Annotated in this window: 21 protein-coding genes and 1 pseudogene; 15 read left to right on the top strand and 7 right to left on the bottom strand. The window is 46.4% G+C overall.

Annotation, left to right across the window (positions count from 1 at the left end):
• Nucleotides 1–18 precede the first annotated feature (18 nt).
• From hemB to JKY90_03470, 8 genes are all read left to right on the top strand, one after another.
• Nucleotides 19–1,038 (top strand): porphobilinogen synthase, encoded by a 1,020-nt coding sequence (gene hemB, locus JKY90_03505; GenBank protein ID MBL4851332.1) that lies wholly within the window; start codon nucleotides 19–21, stop codon nucleotides 1,036–1,038.
• Between the two features lie 403 nt (nucleotides 1,039–1,441).
• The gene (gene motA / locus JKY90_03500) at nucleotides 1,442–2,299 is read left to right on the top strand and encodes a flagellar motor stator protein MotA (protein ID MBL4851331.1); all 858 of its coding nucleotides are present in this window, start codon (nucleotides 1,442–1,444) and stop codon (nucleotides 2,297–2,299) included.
• 36 nt (nucleotides 2,300–2,335) lie between these two features.
• A complete protein-coding gene (gene motB, locus JKY90_03495) occupies nucleotides 2,336–3,682 on the top strand; it encodes a flagellar motor protein MotB (GenBank protein ID MBL4851330.1) in 1,347 nt (448 codons plus the stop codon).
• 72 nt (nucleotides 3,683–3,754) lie between these two features.
• Nucleotides 3,755–4,084 carry a 4a-hydroxytetrahydrobiopterin dehydratase gene (locus JKY90_03490; GenBank protein ID MBL4851329.1) on the top strand — a complete coding sequence of 110 codons (330 nt, stop codon included), beginning with the start codon at nucleotides 3,755–3,757 and terminating at the stop codon, nucleotides 4,082–4,084.
• Nucleotides 4,085–4,166: 82 nt separating this feature from the next.
• Nucleotides 4,167–5,018, top strand: a complete 852-nt coding sequence (gene aroE / locus JKY90_03485; protein MBL4851328.1) for a shikimate dehydrogenase — start codon at nucleotides 4,167–4,169, stop codon at nucleotides 5,016–5,018.
• Between the two features lie 3 nt (nucleotides 5,019–5,021).
• Entirely contained in the window at nucleotides 5,022–5,792 is a 771-nt protein-coding gene (locus JKY90_03480; protein MBL4851327.1) for an ABC transporter ATP-binding protein, read from the top strand.
• 25 nt (nucleotides 5,793–5,817) lie between these two features.
• The gene (locus JKY90_03475; GenBank protein ID MBL4851326.1) at nucleotides 5,818–6,630 is read left to right on the top strand and encodes an ABC transporter permease; all 813 of its coding nucleotides are present in this window, start codon (nucleotides 5,818–5,820) and stop codon (nucleotides 6,628–6,630) included.
• A gap of 187 nt (nucleotides 6,631–6,817) precedes the next feature.
• Nucleotides 6,818–7,201, top strand: coding sequence for a hypothetical protein (locus tag JKY90_03470; protein MBL4851325.1), 384 nt, complete (start codon nucleotides 6,818–6,820; stop codon nucleotides 7,199–7,201).
• On the opposite strand, the gene JKY90_03465 is transcribed toward JKY90_03470, so the two are convergent.
• The 3 genes from JKY90_03465 to gorA form a co-directional block, all read right to left on the bottom strand.
• Nucleotides 7,198–7,731, bottom strand: coding sequence for a gamma carbonic anhydrase family protein (locus JKY90_03465; GenBank protein ID MBL4851324.1), 534 nt, complete (start codon nucleotides 7,729–7,731; stop codon nucleotides 7,198–7,200). The two genes, JKY90_03470 and JKY90_03465, sit on opposite strands and share 4 nt — an antisense overlap.
• A 114-nt stretch (nucleotides 7,732–7,845) precedes the next feature.
• Complete coding sequence (locus JKY90_03460; GenBank protein ID MBL4851323.1) at nucleotides 7,846–8,202, bottom strand: hypothetical protein; 357 nt, start codon at nucleotides 8,200–8,202, stop codon at nucleotides 7,846–7,848.
• A gap of 142 nt (nucleotides 8,203–8,344) precedes the next feature.
• Nucleotides 8,345–9,691: a glutathione-disulfide reductase gene (gene gorA / locus JKY90_03455; GenBank protein MBL4851322.1), complete on the bottom strand. Its 1,347-nt coding sequence runs from the start codon at nucleotides 9,689–9,691 to the stop codon at nucleotides 8,345–8,347.
• Nucleotides 9,692–9,792: 101 nt separating this feature from the next.
• Between gorA and prlC the strand changes: the two genes are divergently transcribed.
• From prlC to JKY90_03420, 7 genes are all read left to right on the top strand, one after another.
• Nucleotides 9,793–11,844 (top strand): oligopeptidase A, encoded by a 2,052-nt coding sequence (gene prlC / locus JKY90_03450; GenBank protein ID MBL4851321.1) that lies wholly within the window; start codon nucleotides 9,793–9,795, stop codon nucleotides 11,842–11,844.
• Between the two features lie 2 nt (nucleotides 11,845–11,846).
• The gene (gene xth / locus JKY90_03445) at nucleotides 11,847–12,614 is read left to right on the top strand and encodes an exodeoxyribonuclease III (protein MBL4851320.1); all 768 of its coding nucleotides are present in this window, start codon (nucleotides 11,847–11,849) and stop codon (nucleotides 12,612–12,614) included.
• 3 nt (nucleotides 12,615–12,617) lie between these two features.
• Complete coding sequence (locus JKY90_03440; GenBank protein ID MBL4851319.1) at nucleotides 12,618–12,980, top strand: cupin domain-containing protein; 363 nt, start codon at nucleotides 12,618–12,620, stop codon at nucleotides 12,978–12,980.
• Between the two features lie 231 nt (nucleotides 12,981–13,211).
• Nucleotides 13,212–14,657, top strand: a complete 1,446-nt coding sequence (locus tag JKY90_03435) for an SLC13/DASS family transporter (protein ID MBL4851318.1) — start codon at nucleotides 13,212–13,214, stop codon at nucleotides 14,655–14,657.
• A 58-nt stretch (nucleotides 14,658–14,715) separates the two neighbouring features.
• Nucleotides 14,716–15,534: a phytanoyl-CoA dioxygenase family protein gene (locus JKY90_03430; protein MBL4851317.1), complete on the top strand. Its 819-nt coding sequence runs from the start codon at nucleotides 14,716–14,718 to the stop codon at nucleotides 15,532–15,534.
• 25 nt (nucleotides 15,535–15,559) lie between these two features.
• Entirely contained in the window at nucleotides 15,560–16,552 is a 993-nt protein-coding gene (locus JKY90_03425) for a CDP-6-deoxy-delta-3,4-glucoseen reductase (protein MBL4851316.1), read from the top strand.
• 24 nt (nucleotides 16,553–16,576) lie between these two features.
• Nucleotides 16,577–17,107: a GNAT family N-acetyltransferase gene (locus JKY90_03420; GenBank protein ID MBL4851315.1), complete on the top strand. Its 531-nt coding sequence runs from the start codon at nucleotides 16,577–16,579 to the stop codon at nucleotides 17,105–17,107.
• Between the two features lie 37 nt (nucleotides 17,108–17,144).
• Here the strand turns inward: JKY90_03420 and JKY90_03415 are convergent, their stop codons facing one another.
• The 4 genes and pseudogenes from JKY90_03415 to hemC all read right to left on the bottom strand — a co-directional run bounded on the left by JKY90_03415 (nucleotide 17,145) and on the right by hemC (nucleotide 21,110).
• On the bottom strand, nucleotides 17,145–18,350 hold the full coding sequence (locus tag JKY90_03415; protein ID MBL4851314.1) for a tetratricopeptide repeat protein: 1,206 nt from the start codon (nucleotides 18,348–18,350) through the stop codon (nucleotides 17,145–17,147).
• 5 nt (nucleotides 18,351–18,355) lie between these two features.
• Complete coding sequence (locus JKY90_03410; protein ID MBL4851313.1) at nucleotides 18,356–19,558, bottom strand: uroporphyrinogen-III C-methyltransferase; 1,203 nt, start codon at nucleotides 19,556–19,558, stop codon at nucleotides 18,356–18,358.
• Nucleotides 19,555–20,292 carry a uroporphyrinogen-III synthase gene (locus JKY90_03405; GenBank protein ID MBL4851312.1) on the bottom strand — a complete coding sequence of 246 codons (738 nt, stop codon included), beginning with the start codon at nucleotides 20,290–20,292 and terminating at the stop codon, nucleotides 19,555–19,557. Before JKY90_03405 ends, JKY90_03410 begins: the two co-directional genes overlap by 4 nt.
• A gap of 35 nt (nucleotides 20,293–20,327) precedes the next feature.
• Nucleotides 20,328–21,110, bottom strand: a pseudogene (hemC, locus tag JKY90_03400) (hydroxymethylbilane synthase).

Here is a 21,110-nt window from a genome sequence, read left to right as displayed (position 1 = left end):
TCTTAGTAGAGAGCAGATATGTCAGTAGAAGAGTTTGAAGAAGGCCCGATTGTACCGCGCCGTATGCGCCGTATGCGTCGTGATGCATTCAGTCGTCGTTTAATGTGTGAAAACGTCGTCACAGCAAATGATTTAATTTATCCTATGTTTGTTGTTGAGGGGAAAAATCAGCGTCAGCCTGTTGCCTCTATGCCTGGTGTTGAACGCGTCAGTGTTGATGAGTTATTAAAAGAAGCAGCAGAAGCATTGGAGTTAGGTATTCCGGCGCTGGCATTGTTTCCGTTGGTGCCCGCAGAGAAGAAAAGCGAAGGAGCAGAGGAGGCCTATAATCCTGATGGATTAATTCAGCGCGCAGTCTCTGCTTTGAAAGCAGAGTTCCCTGAGCTTGGCATTATTACTGATGTCGCACTCGACCCCTTTACGACGCATGGCCAGGATGGGTTGTTAGATAAAAATGGTTATGTTTTGAATGACGAGACTGTTGAAGTGTTACTCAACCAAGCTTTAAGTCATGCGCGGGCAGGCGCAGACGTAGTCGCGCCATCCGATATGATGGATGGCCGTATTGGTGCCATTCGTGAAGCCTTGGAAGAAGATCGGTTTATTCATACCCGGATATTGGCTTACTCAGCAAAATATGCATCGGCCTTTTACGGGCCGTTTCGTGATGCTGCAGGCTCTGCCGAAAACCTTGGCAGGGGTAACAAATGCAGCTATCAGATGGACCCGGCTAATTCAGATGAGGCCTTGGTAGAGACTGCGCTTGATCTCGATGAGGGGGCGGATATGGTTATGGTTAAACCTGGAACCCTTTACCTCGATATTATACGTCGCGTTAAAGACGAATTTGGTGTGCCAACTTATGCTTATCATGTTAGTGGTGAGTATGCGATGTTAGCTGCTGCTGCCCAAAATGGTTGGTTGAATGAACGCGACACGGTTATGGAAACCATGCTTGCATTTAAACGCGCTGGTGCCGATGGTGTGTTGACCTATTACGCAAAAAAAATTGCTACTTGGCTGCGTAGCACGGATTAGGTTTAGTTTTTTATCAAGTGATTGTTGATGGGGTGCTTCCCAGTAACTAATCTCACGCTGAAGTTAAGGTGCTATCGTCCGGTAGCGCCTTTTTCTGGGTGGACGCAATGATTTAGCTCACGCTAATGTTTTTCGTTTATACCTAGCCCGTATTTTCCACTACCCTTCTACTGCGATGGCCTAATGATGTGCCTGGCTATGCTTGTGGCTACGTAGTCGAGCCAGCCAGTCATGCACTCTGAGGGAACATAGCCGCATTCTTGTCCCGTCTCGCTACCAACAGTGGTGAGCGAGCGGGTTAAAGAACTTGCCAAAAAACGCCGATAGCAGTCATAGAGTATTTGTATATTGGCTGTAGGGAACAGCAACCCTGATTGTAAGGGGTTTTACAGGAGTAGGTTTTATGCTGGTTATTGTTGGCGCTATTGTCGTTATTGCCGCGGTTCTCGCTGGTTACGTTTTGGCACACGGGCATTTGATTGCACTGTGGCAGCCCTATGAAGTGTTGATAATTTGTGGTGCGGCACTGGGTGCATTTTTGGCAGCAAACCCAATGCCCGTAGTCAAGCGCGCGTTCTCTGGTCTGCTGGGTATATTGAAAGGTTCGCCTTATAACCAAGCGGCTTATCTTGAATTATTTTCCTTCTTTTTCGATATATTTAGCAAGGCGCGTAAAGAAGGCATGATGGCAATCGAGAACGATGTCGAAGAGCCGGAAGAGAGCGAGATATTCAAACAATACCCAGCCATACTTGGCAACCACCATGCGGTTGAGTTCATTACCGATTATTTGCGTTTGGTCGTTGGTGGCAATATGAACCCGATGGAGCTGGAAAATCTCATGGATATCGAGCTTGAGACGCACCACCACGAAGCAGAAGCAGGCGCTAGCGCTATCACTGCCATTGGCGATGGCTTGCCCGGCTTTGGTATTGTTGCTGCGGTGTTAGGTATTGTCATTACTATGGGTTCGCTCGGTGGCCCGGTAGAAGAAATTGGTGCGCACGTTGCAGCGGCTTTAGTGGGTACCTTTCTGGGCATTCTCTTTGCTTATGGTTTTGTTAATCCGTGGGCAACCGCGATGGGACACGTGAATAGTGCAGAAGCTAAATTTCTTGAATGTATAAAAGTTTGCATTATGGCGCAGGTGAACGGCTATGCACCGCAAATCGCCATTGAATTCGGTCGCAAGACCTTGTATTCCACCGAGCGTCCCAGTTTTGCCGAATTAGAAGAGCATGTAAAAAATAAAGACAAGTAGTGATCTGATAGGGATTGTCAATAAGTGAGCGCTTAAATGGACGAAGCAGAACGCCCAATAATTATCAAGAAAATTAAAAAAGCCGGTCATGGTCATCATGGTGGCGCCTGGAAGGTTGCGTTCGCTGACTTTGCAACGGCAATGATGGCGTTCTTTCTTTTATTATGGTTATTGTCCGCTGCAACACCTGAGCAGAAGCAAGCTATTTCCGGTTTTTTTGATGCTGAAGCACAGATTGGCATTGGTGAGGGCGCAGGTTTTAGTGACAGTATGATCGATCTTGGTGGCGCTGGTGATACCAGCAAAGGCTCTGAGGGTGAAGACTGGCAAGATGGCAGTGGTTCTGGCCAAAGTACACAGGAGATGGAAGAAGAAGCCAGGCAGATGGAAGAATTGCTGGAAATACTCAAGCAAGCCATTGAGAAAAAGGAAGAATTAAAAGCCTTTAAAGATCAACTTAAACTCAGTGTGACCCCGGAAGGTTTGCGTATACAGATTGTTGACAAAGAAAATCGTCCAATGTTTGAATCGGGTAAAGCAGTAATGCGCGATCACGCGACAAAAATTTTGCAAGAGATCGCGCCCATTATCAGTAAAGCGGGTAACCGCATTAGCCTTACCGGGCACACTGATGCCGTCAGTTTTGTCCGTAAAGATGGCTACAGCAACTGGGAATTATCAGCAGATCGTGCCAATGCAGCACGGCGCGCGTTAATCAATGCAGGCATGTCAGCGAGCAAGGTAGGCCGCGTTGTTGGTTTGGCAGATGCGTCACTTTATAATCCGGATAATCCTTTAGATCCCATTAATCGCCGTATCAGTATTGTTGTAATGAACAAAGCTACTGATGAAGCCATTGGCAAAGAGGATGGCGCGTTTAAGGTCGATGCTGATACAGCAAAAGATCTCGATTTTAATAGTCCCCCGAATAAGCCGCCGACGCCGTTAAATCTACCTGGGGGAAACTCACTTGCAGGGATACCAGAATCAGTGCTCATTGATGTAAATGCCATCAAGGGTGACAATATTCTGGTTGATATACTTAAAGCGCCTGAGCCTTCTGCCGCGCCCGTGATAAGCCAGCAGCGAATAAATTTGCCCGATATATCACTATCCAAGCTCAATAAGATCGCTCAAGAAGTTGTGCCCACACCTGAAGTGGAATCCAGGCCACCGGCTAGCAGCAGGCCACCTGTCATTAAGATTGATCTGGGTGCCAGCCTAGTACCTGCTAAGTCAAAGGCAAGCGTTGTACCGAAGATTGTATTAGTTGCCGAACCTAAACCCGAGCCAAGGCCTAAAGAAAACAGGCTTATTGCAGGGCAACCGGTGATAACAGCCGTGACGCCAGGCGCTATTCCTCTCTCTTTACCTGGCCTGTAAGTCACTTCTTGCTTGGCCTGAATCCGGCCAGGCGTTATTATCAACAAACTGCGTAATATTGAGAGTTTGCTGATGTCTTTAGAATCCAAAGCCTGTGTACCTTGCCAAGGAGGCATTCCCCCCATCGCTGAAGACATAGCCCGTGGCATGATGGATCAAGTGCCTGGTTGGCGTTTGACTGATAGCGCACGTAAACTTGAACGTGGTTTTGAGTTTAAGAATTTTTCCTTAGCCATGCAATTTGCTAATCGTGTTGGTGCTGTTTCAGAAGAAGAAAATCATCACCCCGATATCACCTTTGGTTGGGGTTACTGCACGGTTGTGTTTTATACCCATAAAATTGGCGGTTTGCATGAAAACGATTTTATTATGGCTGCGAAGGTTAGTGCTTTAGCAAAATAGATTAACACTCGCCAAGAGGGCGAATAGTTTGCTCCTTAAAATTTTTACCCAGCAAAACTCCCATCCAGAGTAGTAGTTATTAATGTCTTCTTTATTTGATTTTGATACACCGTCTAAATATGTTGTGATGGGCAACCCCATTGCTCATAGCAAATCACCGCTAATTCATACCGAATTTGCCAAGCAGACTGGACAAAGCATTGAGTACACGGCGATGCAAGTCGACATCGGCGGCTTCGAACCGTCGGTTGGTAACTTTCAAGCCAATGGCGGTGCAGGCGCCAATATCACTGTGCCGTTTAAACAAGAGGCTTATCGATATGCCACACGTTGCAGCCAGCGAGCACAACAAGCCGAAGCCGCCAATACCCTGGTTTTTGAAAGTAACCATGAAGTCTATGCCGACAATACCGATGGTGTTGGCCTGGTGCGAGATCTGAAGCAAAACATCGGATTTGATCTTGGCGCAAAAAATATTCTTATTCTTGGCGCGGGCGGTGCAGTGCAAGGTGTATTGGGACCGTTATTAGCAGAACAGCCAACAAGTATTGTCATTGTTAATCGCACAGTGAACAAGGCCTACATGTTAACGCAACGCTTTCAAAACTTAGGCAATGTCTCTTCATGTGGGTACCAAGAACTCGACAAGCATGATGCTTACGATATTGTTATTAATGCCACTTCGGCTGGCATCGATGGCAAGCTCCCACCTTTAGTTAATAATATCGTCAACAGTGACAGCCTTTGCTATGACCTGTTTTATGCTGCGCAAGATACGGCATTTGTTGCATGGGCAAAACAACATAGTGTCAACCGTGCCCACGATGGTTTGGGTATGTTGGTAGAGCAGGCAGCAGAATCGTTTTTTCTCTGGCGCAAACAAAAACCGCAAACAGCGCCGGTGATTGCTTTACTACGCAAGCAGATTAGTTAGCCTATGTCTTCATCCATCATTGCCGTCGCAGGCCTGACAAAAACGTACGGTAGTGTCGCTGCTGTCAGGGATCTGAATTTTACTATCGGTCGTGGTTCGATTACGGCTTTGTTAGGTGGTAATGGCGCAGGCAAGACGACAACGCTTTCTATGTTGTTGGGTTTATTATTACCTACCCGCGGCAGTGTTCATTTGTTTGGCATTGATATGGCCAGCGACCGTTTTCAGGTATTGCCGCGTATTAATTTTTCTTCACCTTACGTTGATCTGCCACAACGATTGACCGTTGCAGAAAACCTGCGTGTCTATGCGCGCTTGTATGGCGTCGTCAATATCAATGAGCGTATTGACCAAATGCTCGAAGCACTCGATTTAACTGCCATGCGCAAACGTCGTTATGGCACTTTATCCGCAGGCCAAAAAACACGAGTCGCCATTGCCAAGGCAATGTTGAATGAACCAGAACTGTTATTGCTCGATGAACCCACGGCATCACTCGACCCGGATAGTGCCGACCGTATTCGCCAATATTTAACAGATTATAAAACGCGCACGCAAGCAACCATATTATTAGCGTCGCATAATATGGCCGAGGTCGAAAAACTCTGTGATGACGTCATCATGTTGCACCGTGGTGGCATCGTGGTGCGCGGCACACCGGCGCAGCTCATTGCAGACTTTCGCCGTGATTCGATGGAACAAGTCTTTATCGATATCACCCGCGAAACCATTCGCTTTTCTGAGCCTTCCGAAGAAGGCCCTATTGAACTTTAAAACCGACAGTGCTGCGAATAGCAATATGAATCGTGCATACCAAGATAGTAGCGTACAACGCATTTATGCCATGTGTTTGCGCTATCTTTATTTGTTGCGCAGTTCATGGCCACGCATCGTTGAGTTGGCCTATTGGCCTACCGTGCAAATGATTTTATGGGGTTTAATCAGTCAGTTCTTTGCTGAAAACAGCACCTGGTTAGCACAAGCCGCAGGCATATTAATTGGCGCGGTATTACTATGGGATGTTGTGTTTCGCGGACAGCTTGGTGTATCCCTGGTGTTTTTTGAAGAATTACACGCACGTAATCTTGCCCATCTTTTTGTCAGCCCCTTGCGGCCAATCGAATTGATCGCGTCATTGTTATTGATTAGTTTTGTTCGTACCGTGATTGGTGTAGGCGTTGCTGCCTTGTTAGCTATTGTCATGTATCACTATTCGATCTTTGATCTTGGCCTACCTTTATTAGCATTCTTCACTAATCTATTAGTAATGGGTTGGGCTATGGGTCTTATTGTCGCTGCGTTGGTACTACGCTTTGGTGTCGGCGCAGAAAGCCTGGCCTGGGTCGTTGTCTTTGCTGTGGCGCCACTTAGCGGTATTTTTTATCCCATAGAAATATTGCCACAATGGGCACAGACACTGGCATGGTGGTTACCCGCCAGCCATGTGTTTGAAGGCTTGCGCGCCGTGATGCTCGAGAACCAGTTTCCGCTGAATTTATTTTATACGGCAAGCCTACTTAATTTAGTATATTTGTTGGTATCCATTGCCGTGTTTCTTCACGTCTTCTCTGTGGCACGTCGAGATGGTTTGCTCATGCGTATTGGCGAGTAACCCTGTCTGGTAGAACACACTAATATAGACAGCCTATCGTTTTGATTAGTTTATCTTATTGGTATAAAGACCCATTAAAATTCTTAATGCCCTGTATAAGTAAATACAATTTACGTTTTCACAGTTTAAACCTGATAATCCTGGCAACTAATATTTTATTGGCATAAGGACATGTCCAGGAGTTGCTATGAAATTAATGACGGTAAGTTTATTGTTGTTGACCGTTGCCTTGCCTTTAAGCAGTGCTAATGCCGATAACATGGGCCGTTTAAACGGCTATGCAAAAGCCCATGGGAAGGCGGTAAAGACTTTGCCTGTGGCAGATGTCATTGTTGTCGACAAAAGTAACACAACAAGCAATCAAGGTCGCCTTAGTGGCTATGATAAAGTGTCAGGCAATGTTGTAGAAAAACGTGAGACGATACCGGTGTTAGCCGGTATGAGAGAGATAAAGCCTGTGAAAAATACGCAAGGTTTCGGTCGTCTCAATGGTTACAGCGGTGGCATTGACGAGAAGAATAAAGATTACCTGCAAATTTTTGACACGACCAATATAGCGGTTTGGCACTAGCCCGTATTTGAATAATCATTTTTCAACTCAATATAATGTTGGGCTGAAAATTTTAAATAAGCTAATTCTGCTTCTTTTAAAGGTCTAACTTGTCTCGCAGGTGAGCCAGCATATAAATAGCCACTTTCTAACACCTTACCCGGTGTCACCACGCTACCCGCAGCTACCATTGTGTTTGCTTTCACCACCGCACCATCGAGCACCGTCGTGTTCATACCAATCAAACAGCAATCTTCGATAGTACAGGCATGTAATATTGCACCATGTCCAACTGTGACATCATCGCCAATAACCAGGGGCTTGCCGCCTGGCACAAACTGGCTGTCACAGGTCACATGTAATATTGCGCCATCTTGAATATTGGTGCGTGCGCCAATCGTAATATTGTTGACATCGCCACGTACTACGGCCATTGGCCAGATAGAGCTGTTTTCTCCAATGGTAACATCACCAATCACACAAGCTGATTGGTCAATATAGGCATTGGCCGAAATTTCAGGGAAATGGTTTTTGTAAGGACGAATATTCATAAACTGATTATAGCAAGCGCTGTCGTATGCTTGCGCCTTGTAAGTGTCAAACAATAACGAGCAATAAAAAAGGCGGCAAGTTTCCTCGCCACCTTCATTTTCTTGGCTTGCTAATTAACGGCTGGCAATCGTTGCGCCATCATTAACGATTGCAGGCACGTTCTTGTTGTAACCGCTAAGACGACCATACGAGCCCACATTAGCGTAAACGCCTGTGTTGACTTTGTGCGTTTGGTTAATCGCATTGCCATAAGCACTAATGCGACCAAACTGACCTGCATCAGCATATTGCCCTTTGTTTTCTGCTGTGACAGATTTGTTGAAAGGAATAGTGTAGCCATGAATACGACCAAGGTTGCTACTGACAACGGATACCGAGGCATCGTTATCTGACTTTGCGGAGTCGTCTGCGTGAACAAAAGCCGAAGAGCTGGCGCCTATTATTGCTGCAATCAATGCAATATTTTTCATAATTGTATCTCCAAATAATTAAATAAAAAACTGTTACGGTTTAATTATTGGGGTATTGGTTGAAAATTAGAAATTGAATATTTCTACGGCACCATTAGGGCAAACCTATAGGGAAATTAACAGAGATTCCCGTAACGCAATATTAATGTAATGTCACTAATTCTTCTGCTGCAGTAGGATGAATGGCAATGGTATTATCAAAGTCTGCTTTGGTTGCGCCCATTTTAATTGCCACGGCAAAACCTTGTAATAATTCATCGGCGCCTTCGCCAATCACATGGCAGCCAATTATTTTTTCGTCATTGCCAGTAACAATGAGTTTCATCGTACATTTGGGTTTGTTGTCGGTGATGCCATTACGCAAGGGCGTAAAGCTTGATGTATAGAGTTTTATTTTGTCACCATAGGTGTCACGCGCCTGTGCTTCTGTTAAGCCAATAGTAGCAATCGGCGGATGGCTGAAGACGACAGTGGGTATGGTGTTGTAATCAAGCTTTGCCTCGGCTTGTTGATTAAACAAACGGTCGGCCAAGCGCCGTCCTGCAGCAATGGCTACCGGTGTCAGTGCTGCGCGCCCGGTAATATCACCAACAGCATAAATACCTTTAATTGTAGTTTCTTGATATTCATTGGTTTCGATAAAACCACGTGAGTTGGCTTGAATGCCTGCCTTAGCCAAGTTAAGATTATTGTTTGCAGGAAGACGGCCTATTGCCCAGATCACCGTATCAAGGCGTGTTAGCTGACGCCCATCTTCCAGTTCCAGGTTCAATGAGTTTTCATTTTTACTCAAGCGTTTGGGTGTTGCCTGGGTAATCAGATCAATACCTTGTGTTGCCATTTCTACCATCAGCGCGGCGCTGATACTGTGATCAAACAGTCGCAAGGGTGCATCACGCCGTACTAGTAGTTGCACTTTGCTGCCCAGGCCACAAAGCATACCCGCCAGCTCAACAGCGATATAACCTGCACCGACCACCGCAACATGTTTGGGTTGCTGGCTGAGCTCAAAAAAGCCATCAGACGTGATGCCCAATTCAGCGCCTTGGATATTCGGTACGCTGGGGTAGCCACCGGTAGCGATGAGAATATGTTCAGCCGAGTAATGGTTGCCATCGACGGCCACGGTATGTGCATCGACGAATTGTCCTGTCCCACGGATAAGGTCAACCTTGTTTTTCTTAAGATTATTTTCATAGATGCCATTCAAGCGTTGAATATAGGCTTCACGTCGTGTCACCAGCGTGTTCCAGTCGAATGCGAGTCCACTGTGAGAAAAGCCATAGTCTTCAGCTTCTTTGAAGGCCTCAGCATAGCCGGCGGCATGCCACATGATTTTCTTGGGTACGCAACCGCGATTAACGCAGGTACCACCGAGTTTGTCATATTCGATTAGAGCAACGCGCGCGCCATAGGATGCGGCACGATTAGCCGCAGCGATACCACCGCTACCGCCACCAATGACGATTAAATCGTATTGAGTTATCAAAGTAATTGCCTATTTAACTGATTGAATATAATGATTTTAGCTTTAAATCAAACTAAGGTACTATTATTTATTAACAGACAAACTTAGCCCAGCAGGTCGTAATGAACAACCCCTTACTGACAGAACAGCATCTTCCTCGTTTTGATGAAATTGAGCCGCAGCATATCGAGCCTGCTATTGACCACTTGCTAACGCAACAGCGCGAGCAGATCGACGCCTTGTTGAAAAGAGATATTACGCCAACGTTTGAAAATTTTGTCCGCGTGATTGATGCCATGTCAGAACGCCTTAACCGTGTCTGGTCACCCGTTAGCCATATCAATGCCGTGGTCAACAGCCCGGCATTGCGTCAATCCTACAACAATTGCTTACCTAAAATAAGCGAATTTTTTACCGAGCTGGGTCAAAATGAAGCACTTTATCAAGCCTATAAAACGGTCGCCCAAAGCGATGAATATCAACAGCTTGATGTCGCTGCACGCAAAATGATCGACAATGCTTTGCGTGATTTTCGCCTTTCAGGTGTCGCCTTAGAAGCCGACAAGAAAGACCGTTATAAAGAGATCAAGCAAGAGTTATCACGTTTGACTTCAAAATTTGAAGAAAACGTACTCGATGCCACTGGCGCCTGGAAAAAAGGCATTGATCGTATCGAAGACCTAAGTGGTCTACCTGAAAGCGCCCTGGCATTAGCCAGGCAAGCAGCCAAGCAGGCCAGTATGCAAGGTTGGCAGCTAAGCCTGGAGGCGCCTTCTTACCTTGCCGTCATGACCTATGCCGATGGCCGCGCGTTGCGCCGCGAGGTTTATGAAGCTTACACAACACGTGCCTCAGAATTAGGCCCACATGCGCGCCATTGGGATAATACTAATATCATGCAAGACTTATTAGCGCTGCGTCATGAACAAGCCCAATTGCTCGGTTTTGACAACTACGCCAAGTATTCCCTGGCGACTAAAATGGCGAATACGCCCGATGAAGTGCTGGGTTTCTTAAATGATCTTGCACAACGTTCACACGCTGTCGCCGAAAAAGAGTTTGCCGAGCTTGCCGAATTTTCTAAAACGCGTGATGGTATGACTGATCTGTCTGCCTGGGATATTTTGTACTACAGCGAAAAACTGCGCGAAGATCGTTATGCCATTTCGCAAGAAGAACTGAAAGCTTATTTTCCGGTAGCGAAAGTATTGACCGGCATGTTTGCCGTGGTTGAGCGGCTATACGGTTTGCATATAGAAGCAACACAAGGCGTTGCCACCTGGCATCCTGATGTGCAGTTTTTTCAGATTCGTGATGAGCATAACGAGCTTCGTGGTGAGTTTTATCTCGATCTCTATGCGCGTGCAGATAAACGCGGTGGGGCGTGGATGGACGAATGCGTCACCCGTATGAGTCCCGGCGTGAACAATGGTGATGATGTCGATACACCAGTTACTTACCTAACCTGTAATTTTACCCCACCATTAGGTGATGCCCCATCATTATTAACACACAGTGAAGTGATCACCTTGTTTCATGAATTTGGTCATGGCCTGCATCACATGTTAACCAAGGTTGAATATGCAGGGGTTGCCGGTATTCGTGGTGTCGCCTGGGATGCGGTGGAACTGCCAAGCCAGTTTATGGAGAATTGGTGTTGGCAGCGTGAAGCCTTGGATTTAATCTCGGGTCATTATCAAACTGGTGAGACATTGCCAAACGAGATGTATCAAAAACTTTATGCCAGTAAAAACTTTCTTTCTGGTATGCAAATGGTACGACAGTTAGAGTTCGCTTTATTCGATTTTCGTATTTATAGTGAATACGATCCAGAGTCCGGCATTGATATCGCAGGCATACTTAAGCAAGTGCGTTCACAAGTGGCGGTTGTGCCTGCCCCTGACTTTAATCGTTTTGCTAATGGCTTCTCGCATATTTTTGCCGGTGGTTATTCAGCGGGTTATTACAGTTACAAATGGGCAGAAGTCTTATCCAGTGATGCCTTCTCTAAATTTGAAGAAAACGGTATTTTTGATCGTGTGACAGGTCAACAGTTTTTAAGCTCAGTATTAGAACAAGGCGGTTCACGCGAACCGATGGAACTGTTTGTTGAATTTCGTGGCCGTAAACCTAGCATTGATGCTTTATTACGTCACAGTGGATTGGCAGCGTAGATATGAAAATAGTCAGTTGGAATGTTAACTCACTGCGTGTACGCCTGTCGCATGTACTAGATTGGCTAGACTCAGCCAAGCCCGATGTTTTGGCCTTGCAAGAAACTAAAATGACCGATGAAAACTTTCCAGCCGAAGCCATTCAAGAGGCCGGTTATCATGTCGTTTTCTCAGGCCAAAAAACCTATAACGGCGTTGCGATTATTAGTACATCAGCAGCCAGCGATATTGCCACCGACGTACCGAACCTGGATGACCCACAACGGCGCATTTTGGCAGCGACGATTGATGGTGTCAGAATTGTTAATCTCTACGTTCCCAACGGTCAAAGCGTTGAATCGGAAAAATACGCTTATAAACTCGACTGGCTGGAAAAAGTCACTGCTTATATTGCATCACAATTGGCAGAATATAAAGAGTTAGTCGTTCTAGGCGATTACAACATCGCCCCCGAAGACAGAGATTGCTATGACCCGGAAGCCTGGGGTGAAGACGTGTTATGCAGTAAACCTGAACGTGCTGCCTTCGAAAAATTAATCAGCCTTGGCCTGGTTGATACATTCAGACTATTTGAACAAGAAGATCGCTCCTTCAGTTGGTGGGATTATCGCCAAATGGCCTTTCGCCGCAAACGCGGTATGCGTATCGATCACGTTTTGGCGAATACAGCGCTGGCTGAAAAATGTACAGAAGGGTCTATCGACACCGAGCCACGGAAACTTGAGCGGCCATCAGATCATGCGCCAGTCATTGCTGTATTCGACAGATAAGTGATGATAAAAAAAACAGCTTACAAAGATGCGCGTGAATTTGTCACTAAAGATGGTTCAATCATTCGTGAGCTAATGCACCCTGCACACCATGCAGCACAAAACCAAAGTTTGGCCGAAGCCATTGTTCCACTAGGAACAACGACCTTATTGCATAAACACCATAAGACCGAAGAATTCTATTATATTCTCGAGGGCGAGGGTGAAATGGTGTTGGGGGGAAAAACTTTTAAAGTGATAGTCGGTGATACCATTTGCATAACAGTCAACACCTCACACCAAATTACTGCAACAGGAGATAGCGATTTACGTTTTCTTTGTCACTGTAGCCCGGCTTACTCAGATGATGATACGGAGCTGTTGTAGCACTTCTGAAAGCTCTGCGTACTACTACGTCGGAGTACGTTAAAAACGTATGAAAATACTATAGTGCATTCACTATTAAGCATGTGTGAAAGCCGCTGTTATCTTTAACGATGATAGTTGTTGGCCTTAGCACCATAATTCACGTCGTTTTAGTATTCCACATTATGAGCTACAGTGCATTATTGTTAGTCCATAGTGGCGGCAGTGTCTTGATAAAGGTAATAACTCAATATGAAAAAAATCGCTTTACTGCTTGGTCCGCTGTGCGCAATTTTTGTTCCTATTTTTGTTGACATAGCAGAACACCCGCAAGCGTCGTTTATGTTGGGTATAGGCATCTGGATGGTGCTGTGGTGGATTAGCGAGTGCGTGCCGCTGGCCGTCACAGCACTTATACCGCTGATCACGTTTCCTTTTACAGGTATTGCTACGGCACAAGAAATCGCGCCACGCTATATGACTAGCATTATGTTTTTATTTATTGGGGGGTTTCTCATTGCCCAAGCGATGGAACGCACGGGCTTGCATAAGCGTATTGCCTTGGCGATTTTATCACGCTGGCATGCGACGCCTATGCAATTGATCGCTGGGTTTATTATGACAACCGCTTTCTTGTCGATGTGGATATCCAATACCGCAACAACCATGCTCATGTTAACGATTGCTTTAGCGGTGTTATCACGTATCGATGGTTTAGATCTAGCCAAGCCGACGACGGCAACTTTCGCTACCACCTTGTTGTTATTAATTGCCTATGCTGCAAACCTCGGTGGTATGGCAACGCCTGTTGGCACCGTACCGAACCTTGTATTCATCGAGCTTATTGCGCAGCAGAGCGAATCGCTACGACCAACATTTTTACAATGGATGCTGGTTGGTGTGCCATTAACCCTGATTGGTTTAGTGTTACTAATGATTGTTGCTAAGTTCAAGGTGCGTAAACTGGAATGGTTCGTATCAGGGGAATTAAAAATTACAGAAGATTACGTAACGCTAGGACGCATGCGTGGCGAAGAAAAAGCCGTAGCGTGGGTGCTGGGATTGGCAGCGCTGGCCTGGATTACACGCAAAGGCTTGGTGTTAGATAGTTTTACTATTCCCGGATGGTCGTCTTTATTGCCATACCAAGGTATTGATGATGGCACGGTTGCCGTTGTTGCGGCGTTTAGTTTATTTATATTGCGAACGCATGATGGCAGTGCCATTCTTGGTAAAGAGGCATTTACACGACTGCCGTGGGGAATATTAATATTGTTAGGTGGTGGTTTTGCGCTCGCGACCGGCGTGCAAAATTCAGGGCTTTCCTCATGGATTGGTGAGAGCTTACATTTCTTTTCAGGCATCTCGTTTATTTGGGTTTTATTAGCGGTCGCGGTATTAATGATCTTTCTCACCGAGATAACCAGCAACACGGCCATTACCCAAGTAATGTTACCCATTTTAGCTGCCTTGGCCTTGGGCGCGAATTACGATATGACGATGTTAATGCTGACCGCAACCTTTGCTGCTTCATGCGCCTTTATGTTGCCAGTAGCAACGCCCCCTAATGCCATTGTTTTTGCATCCGATCGTATCCCTATGCAAACCATGGTGCGCACTGGGGTGATGTTAAATTTATTAATGCCTATCGTTATCGTCAGCGTGCTTTGGTCATTGCGTGGCCTATTGCCGTCTTAGCCTATTTACCGTCGTGTGATTGCACAGTGACCTGGAGCCAGTGTGCTAAAATAAAATCATGATAGATCAACTACATACAGCAAATGACGGCTCGCTGACGGATCTGGAGTTGGCGCGTTTTCGGCGCGATGGCTATCTTGTTGTGCGTAACATGGTTGAGTGTGAAACGCTTGCAGCGATGTCAGCCTACGTCGATGCAGCCTTGTCACCTTTAATCGCGCCGGCCGAGTTTGAAGCCGATGTGCAGTATCCGGGCGCGCCGGCTGATCGCCATGCTTCGGGTGGGGCAACCCCAAGACGCTTATTGAGTGCCTATACGCGTGACAAAGCATTTCGTGACTGGGCACACTCGCCTGAATTAACCCAATATGTTGCTCAGCTATTGAATTCAAAACAATTAGTGCTTTCGCAAAACCACCATAATTGCATTATGACCAAGCATCCCGGTTATAGCAGCTCGACCTCGTGGCATCAGGATATGCGTTACTGGTCTTTTGATAAACCTGAACTGATTACCGCCTGGCTGGCATTGGGTGAAGAACGACAAGACAATGGTGGCATGGCTGTGTTGCCAGGGTCGCATACTTTGAATTTAGATCGTGGGCGTTTAGACAGCGCCTTATTCTTGCGTACTGATCTTGAGCAAAATCAAGCCTTACTTAATACTCAGATAGTCGCTTTACTGAATCCAGGTGATGTCTTATTTTTTGATTGCAAGCTGTTTCATGCGGCTGGCCGTAATCATAGCGATGCGATCAAGAAATCACTGGTGTTCACCTATCATGCTGCTGATAATCATCCGATTATTGATACACGCTCTGATACCACGCCAGGTATTATTATCGATGTATCGTTATTGCCCTGCTTATCACCTTAATCATTATTATAGAGTACCTTGCTTCATGTCTTATAAAGTTGAGCTAAAGCCCAGCGAACAAAACTTTACTATTGATGAAGGCGAATCACTCATCGATGCCGCACATCGACAAGGCATTCATTTACCTTATAGTTGTCGTGACGGAACCTGTGGCACCTGTAAAGGTAAAGTGATTCGTGGCGAAGTAAATCATCATCACTACAGCCCCCAGGCCTTATCAGAGCAAGAGCGTGAAGAGGGCATGGCCTTATTTTGTCAGGCACGCGCGTGTTCCGATTTGGTGTTAGAAGTTGATCTTAGCAACTCTAATATACAGCGTTTGCCGAGTCGCGTTGATCAGATAGATCACCTTGCACATGATGTCATGCGTTTATTTCTTAAATTACCGACCGGCAAAAAACTCAACTATATCGCTGGTCAATACATTGACATTATCATGAGTGATAGTCGTCACCGTACCTATTCCATTGCCAATGCGCCGCGTGATGATGGCATGATCGAATTGCATATTCGTAACGTCGAAGGTGGCCGTTTCTCCGATTTCGTTTTTCATCATCTCGAACAAAAAACCATCCTGCGCATAGAAGGCCCCATGGGCGCCTTTTATTTACGCCAGGATTCAACGCGCCCTATGTTGCTGGTAGCAGGTGGAACTGGCCTTGCGCCGATCAAAGCTATCATTGAAGCGGCACAGCAAGCAGGTGACAGACGAAAAATTATTTTGTATTGGGGGGTACGCTCACAACGCGATCTCTATTTTCAAGATACCATCGAACAATGGGCAGAGCAAAAACACTTTACCTCTATCCTCGTGCTATCAGAACCAGAGGATGATTGGCAAGGGCGCAGTGGCTTTGTTCATGAGGCAGTATTAGACGACATCACTGATTTAGCCCAATACGATGTGTATGCAGCCGGGCCACCTATTATGGTTAGTGCTGTACGTAGCCGTTTTTTAGCAGCAGGCTTACCCGAGCCCCAACTCTTTCACGATGCTTTTGAGTGGGCATTAGACTAGAAATAAAGTATCAATGTGTGAAACATGAAAGCCATAAGAAATTCCAAAATAACTTTAAAACCTTTTGAGGAAGTGGATCTGGCCGATTTTGTGGAAGCTACTCGGGAAAGTGTGAGTAGCGTTGGTATATGGATGTCATGGTGTCACGAAAAATATTCTAAAAATGATGCTCGGTTATGGTTTGAATCGTGTAGACGTAATATAGACAATAAATCTGCTTACGATATAGGTATATTTTTAGCGCAAACAGGACAATTGGTTGGGGGTGTCGCTATCAATCGCATTGATTATGAGCATCAGATGGGAAACATTGGTTATTGGGTCAGAGAATCCTTTCAAAATCAAGGTATCGCTTCGTGTGCTATGGGGCTTATCAAACAGTTCGGTTTTGGCTGCCTTGGTTTAACCAGATTAGAGATAATAGTGTTGGAGGCTAATGGCATTAGCCGTAAGGTTGCAGAGAAGTCTGGTGCTAAGTTTGAATGGCTTGCTAAAAATCGATTGGTTCACGATGGGCAGCCAACAGCCGCTATGGTTTACTCTTTACTTCCTTAACCAGGCTAACAAATTAAAAAAATGTGTCTACAGGTGCTTAGCGCAAGCTAGGCAATGACGTATTCGTCGCCCGCTCCAGTCCAAGCTTATACGAGGTATTGGCCTGTTCTGCTTCACCTAGTTCATTATAGACTTTGGCAATGAGTTGGTAGGCTTGCGGCCCGGCGCCTTGGTTAATGCCGCGCTGTAGGTAATCCCTTGCTTTAGCCCACATTTGATTGGCGATAGCGAGGCGTCCCAGGGCAATAAACAGCGTCGGTGTTTCGTGTTCGTCGCCGAGCCATTTTTCGGCATGGGCCATTTGCGTGAGCACTTCGGCCCCGTGGAGTTGGCCGTAAAGATCAACCAGTTGATTGTTGCTGCCATGGCGATTGATTTGTCGGTCGATTAATTGCACGGCCTTGTCAATATCACCACAGCTTGCGAGGTGTTGGGCGTAGCTTGCTGCCATATCACTATCTTGTTTTAGGCCTTTTGGTATGCGTTGCCATACGCTGTTGAGATGGTTGACATCATTTGTAGTGCCAGCGCTGATTAATAATTGTTGATGTGCTGTTTTTTGCCATTGATCGCATTCCTTGTCGGGCATGACGCGATATTTTCTAACCAGTGGCAGTAGTTCAATAAGTCGTTCCCAGTCTTTTAATTCGATATAAAGGCGCGCTAATAATTTAATGATCAACGTATTTTTGGGCGACTCGGCGTGTAGTCGTTTTAAAGTTGCCAGTGCCTGTTCATACTGACCTTGGTTGAGCTGTAACTCGGCTTGGGTAATGCCAATGGTCATATCAACCGAAGGGTCGAGTTGATGAGCCATTTTAAGGTAACGGTCGCGACGTTCGTGGGCGCCTTGCTGTTGCGCGGCACGGGCAGCGGAAATATAGTTTAGTGCGGGTTTGTCGCAATCGCTAACACGGTTTAGCAATAACTGTTCAGCCTTCTGCCATTGGCCAGAGTTCAGTGCGATCATGCCACGTACCATATATTGATTAGCCTTGTCGTGTTTTCTATTTTCTGACCAACGCGATATTTTTTTCGGCGCTTTGCGTATGACACCTAAAACGCGGAACAAGGCATAAAATATGACAAAGGCAATGACTGCAACAACAAGGAGTACGGCAACGCTGGTTTCGACGGTGTAGTTTTGAATGCTCAACACGACATGGCCAGGGTCGTCTTTGATCAATAGTGCGATAGCGACACCGACAGTAAGAGCAATTAAGGCATAAATCAGCAGTTTCATAATAATTATTCCGCGCTATTATTTTGCTGCTGTTGCCAGGTACGCAAGGCGTCAAGCGAGGCGGAAATATCGGGTATTATCGCAGTGAGTTCGATTTGGCCTAATTCGTTGAGCGTGTCTTTAACAGCGTTGCGTTGGGCATTGTTGTCAAAATATTCAAGCAGCCAGTCATGGGCGATTTCAAGACTTTGTTTGTAGGTGGCTTCATCCCCTTGCACCAGTGACAGTCGTGCACTTTCCAATTTAAGGCGCAGATTTTGATAGATCAGCGCACGTTGGTCTGGTGTGAGCAGTGGGTTGCTAGCATCACTGCCACGTTCACGAATGACGACTAATTGTTTAATTGCTTGCCATACTGTGTTTAAACCGTTGCGCCAGCCTGCTGTGCTTTCTTCTGCTTCTTGCCCCAATGGCGAGATGATTTTTGTCGTGGTGATTTTGGTGATACTTTCAGATTGGCCAGCTAGTGAGAGCTCGTCAACGCGTGATTGCATGCTGGCAAGGGTTAAGGCCGCGCCAGCGACATCAATAACTTGCACTGATTGTAGCTGTGTGATTTCATCGGCAATGATTGAGCGCACATTGAGCAGGGTGGGGTCACCACTTTCACGCAGGCGTTGATCGGCGTTGCGCAAGGCGACAATGCTGCCACTGACATTGCCACCGAGCTGTAATTGTTGGTTGGCAATTGATAACAAATATTTTGCTTCGGCAATTAGCCAGCCTGTTTTTGGATTGATATTCAACTTGCTGTGCAATGTGGCAAGAGTCTCAGCAAGGTGTTCGGTACTGGATGTTGCTGTATCCACAGTCGTTGCTAATGTGTTGAGTTGTTTATTGTTCTCGCTGAGCTTGATAGTAAACTCGTCGTTGATTGCGCTGATTCGAGTATCCAGTTGTGCTTGGCTGGATTGATTTTGTGTGTTTACGGCTTGTTCAAACGCCTGTTTGCTTTGTTGTAGTTGTTGCCATAACCATACTGTACCACCTGCCGCGACGAACGCAATGAGCAAGGCCAGTAGGGCGATGAGGGTGGCAAGTGAGTTGCCTTGTGTTGATTTTTCGTCTGGTTTTTTGTTAGACACGACAGCTTCTGTTATTGCTTCTATTTCAGCCGATTGATTTTGATCGGTAGTGTCATCTGCTGTTATACCGCTGTTAATGTCGATGTTTGTTGCTGGTGTAGTAGTTTGTTTTTTTCTGCTCACGCTTGTGGCCTCGCTTTGTTTTGCCACCAGCTGGCGATGGTGGTAACCATTGCATCGTCGCTAGGTTCTGGGCTAACGACGATGTCGTAAGTAAAACCCAATTCACGAGCGAGCTTGGCCGTTCGCTGACTATTGCTCGCCAAGGCTGTGCTAAATAACCAGTCTTTATCGTCAGACAGTGTAATCAAATTACGCAGACCCTGTTGGCTTGTTACCGTAATAATATCGCAATTTAAATCAATATTAACGGAGCATAAGCGTTGTTTGGGCAGCACGCGCTGATAGACTTCGATATACGTGACTTTGGCGCCACGTTGACGCAGTGTATCGGCAAGCAAAGTGCGTCCACCAATACCGCGAATAATTGCAATTTGTTTACCCTCAACGCTATGCAATAACGGTGACTCGAGCAAGGACTCGGTATTGAAGCCCTGTTTGGGTAATACGTCAACGGTTATTCCATGAGCGCGCAGATTGGCCGCTGTTTTATTGCCGACTGCGGCGACCATAAGGCTGACTGGCAGGCCATTTGGCCAATGCGGCAAGGCGTATTGCACTGCATTGGTGCTAACAAAAATGACAATATCGTACTGATCGATTGTTGCTAGCTGTTGATTTTGTGTGGGACTATTTTCGATTGCTTTAATGGTAATGACGGGAAAGCGTATGGCTGTACCGCCGGCGTCTTCGATTAAACGGCAAAAGTTTTCGGCCTGGTGCGCTGGGCGTGTCACCAACACTGAAAGCTTGTTCAGGGTATTGCTTGCTATCAATGGTTGCTATGCAGTTCGGCGAGTATTGCTCTCGCGCCACGGCTAAGGAGGTCGTTGGCTAATTCAATGCCGAGTTTTTCAGCGTCATCGCGATGTCCACTGACGCTGCCGCTGATAATTTCAGAGCCGTCACTGCGAGCGACCAGGCCGCGCAAGGTGAGGGTGTCGCCAGCAAGGGTGGCATGACCGCCAATAGGCACTTGGCAGCCACCTTCGAGGCGGTGATTCATAGCGCGTTCGGCGCGTACGCATACGGCGCTATCAGCGTGATTAAGCACAGCAATCAGGCTTTCGATTTCACTGTCGTTGTTGCGACATTCAATGCCAATGGCACCTTGACCAATAGCAGGCAGGCTGAGGTCAGTCGCCATATATTCAGCAATGCGTTGATTCAAGCCAAGCCGGGTTAAGCCAGCGCTGGCCAGGATGATGGCATCGTAGTGGCCATCATCGAGTTTTTGCAAACGGGTGCCGACGTTACCACGCAGGTCTTTAATGATGAGATCAGGCCGCTTAGCCAATAATTGGGACTGGCGACGTAGACTTGATGTACCAACACAGGCGCCTTGCGGTAGATCGGCAAAGCATTTGTAAGTATTCGAGACAAAGGCGTCACGCGGATCTTCGCGATCAAGGATAACTGGCATATGCAGACCATCGGGTAACTCGACCGGCACATCTTTAATTGAGTGGACGGCAATATCGGCATCGCCTTCGAGCAGGCCGACTTCGAGTTCTTTAACGAACAGGCCTTACCGCCGACCTTAGCCAGTGGTGTG

The organism is Gammaproteobacteria bacterium, from assembly GCA_016765075.1.
Lineage (GTDB): Bacteria > Pseudomonadota > Gammaproteobacteria.
This window is presented reverse-complemented; position numbering and strand designations above follow the sequence as displayed.

What these genes read in the sequence shown, in the direction of transcription:
- hemB (MBL4851332.1), top strand. Translation starts at nt 19, where the DNA reads ATGTCAGTAGAAGAGTTTGAAGAAGGCCCGATTGTACCGCGCCGTATG.
- motA (MBL4851331.1), top strand. Translation starts at nt 1,442, where the DNA reads ATGCTGGTTATTGTTGGCGCTATTGTCGTTATTGCCGCGGTTCTCGCT.
- motB (MBL4851330.1), top strand. Translation starts at nt 2,336, where the DNA reads ATGGACGAAGCAGAACGCCCAATAATTATCAAGAAAATTAAAAAAGCC.
- JKY90_03490 (MBL4851329.1), top strand. Translation starts at nt 3,755, where the DNA reads ATGTCTTTAGAATCCAAAGCCTGTGTACCTTGCCAAGGAGGCATTCCC.
- aroE (MBL4851328.1), top strand. Translation starts at nt 4,167, where the DNA reads ATGTCTTCTTTATTTGATTTTGATACACCGTCTAAATATGTTGTGATG.
- JKY90_03480 (MBL4851327.1), top strand. Translation starts at nt 5,022, where the DNA reads ATGTCTTCATCCATCATTGCCGTCGCAGGCCTGACAAAAACGTACGGT.
- JKY90_03475 (MBL4851326.1), top strand. Translation starts at nt 5,818, where the DNA reads ATGAATCGTGCATACCAAGATAGTAGCGTACAACGCATTTATGCCATG.
- JKY90_03470 (MBL4851325.1), top strand. Translation starts at nt 6,818, where the DNA reads ATGAAATTAATGACGGTAAGTTTATTGTTGTTGACCGTTGCCTTGCCT.
- JKY90_03465 (MBL4851324.1), bottom strand. Translation starts at nt 7,731, where the DNA reads ATGAATATTCGTCCTTACAAAAACCATTTCCCTGAAATTTCGGCCAAT.
- JKY90_03460 (MBL4851323.1), bottom strand. Translation starts at nt 8,202, where the DNA reads ATGAAAAATATTGCATTGATTGCAGCAATAATAGGCGCCAGCTCTTCG.
- prlC (MBL4851321.1), top strand. Translation starts at nt 9,793, where the DNA reads ATGAACAACCCCTTACTGACAGAACAGCATCTTCCTCGTTTTGATGAA.
- xth (MBL4851320.1), top strand. Translation starts at nt 11,847, where the DNA reads ATGAAAATAGTCAGTTGGAATGTTAACTCACTGCGTGTACGCCTGTCG.
- JKY90_03440 (MBL4851319.1), top strand. Translation starts at nt 12,618, where the DNA reads ATGATAAAAAAAACAGCTTACAAAGATGCGCGTGAATTTGTCACTAAA.
- JKY90_03435 (MBL4851318.1), top strand. Translation starts at nt 13,212, where the DNA reads ATGAAAAAAATCGCTTTACTGCTTGGTCCGCTGTGCGCAATTTTTGTT.
- JKY90_03430 (MBL4851317.1), top strand. Translation starts at nt 14,716, where the DNA reads ATGATAGATCAACTACATACAGCAAATGACGGCTCGCTGACGGATCTG.
- JKY90_03425 (MBL4851316.1), top strand. Translation starts at nt 15,560, where the DNA reads ATGTCTTATAAAGTTGAGCTAAAGCCCAGCGAACAAAACTTTACTATT.
- JKY90_03420 (MBL4851315.1), top strand. Translation starts at nt 16,577, where the DNA reads ATGAAAGCCATAAGAAATTCCAAAATAACTTTAAAACCTTTTGAGGAA.
- JKY90_03415 (MBL4851314.1), bottom strand. Translation starts at nt 18,350, where the DNA reads ATGAAACTGCTGATTTATGCCTTAATTGCTCTTACTGTCGGTGTCGCT.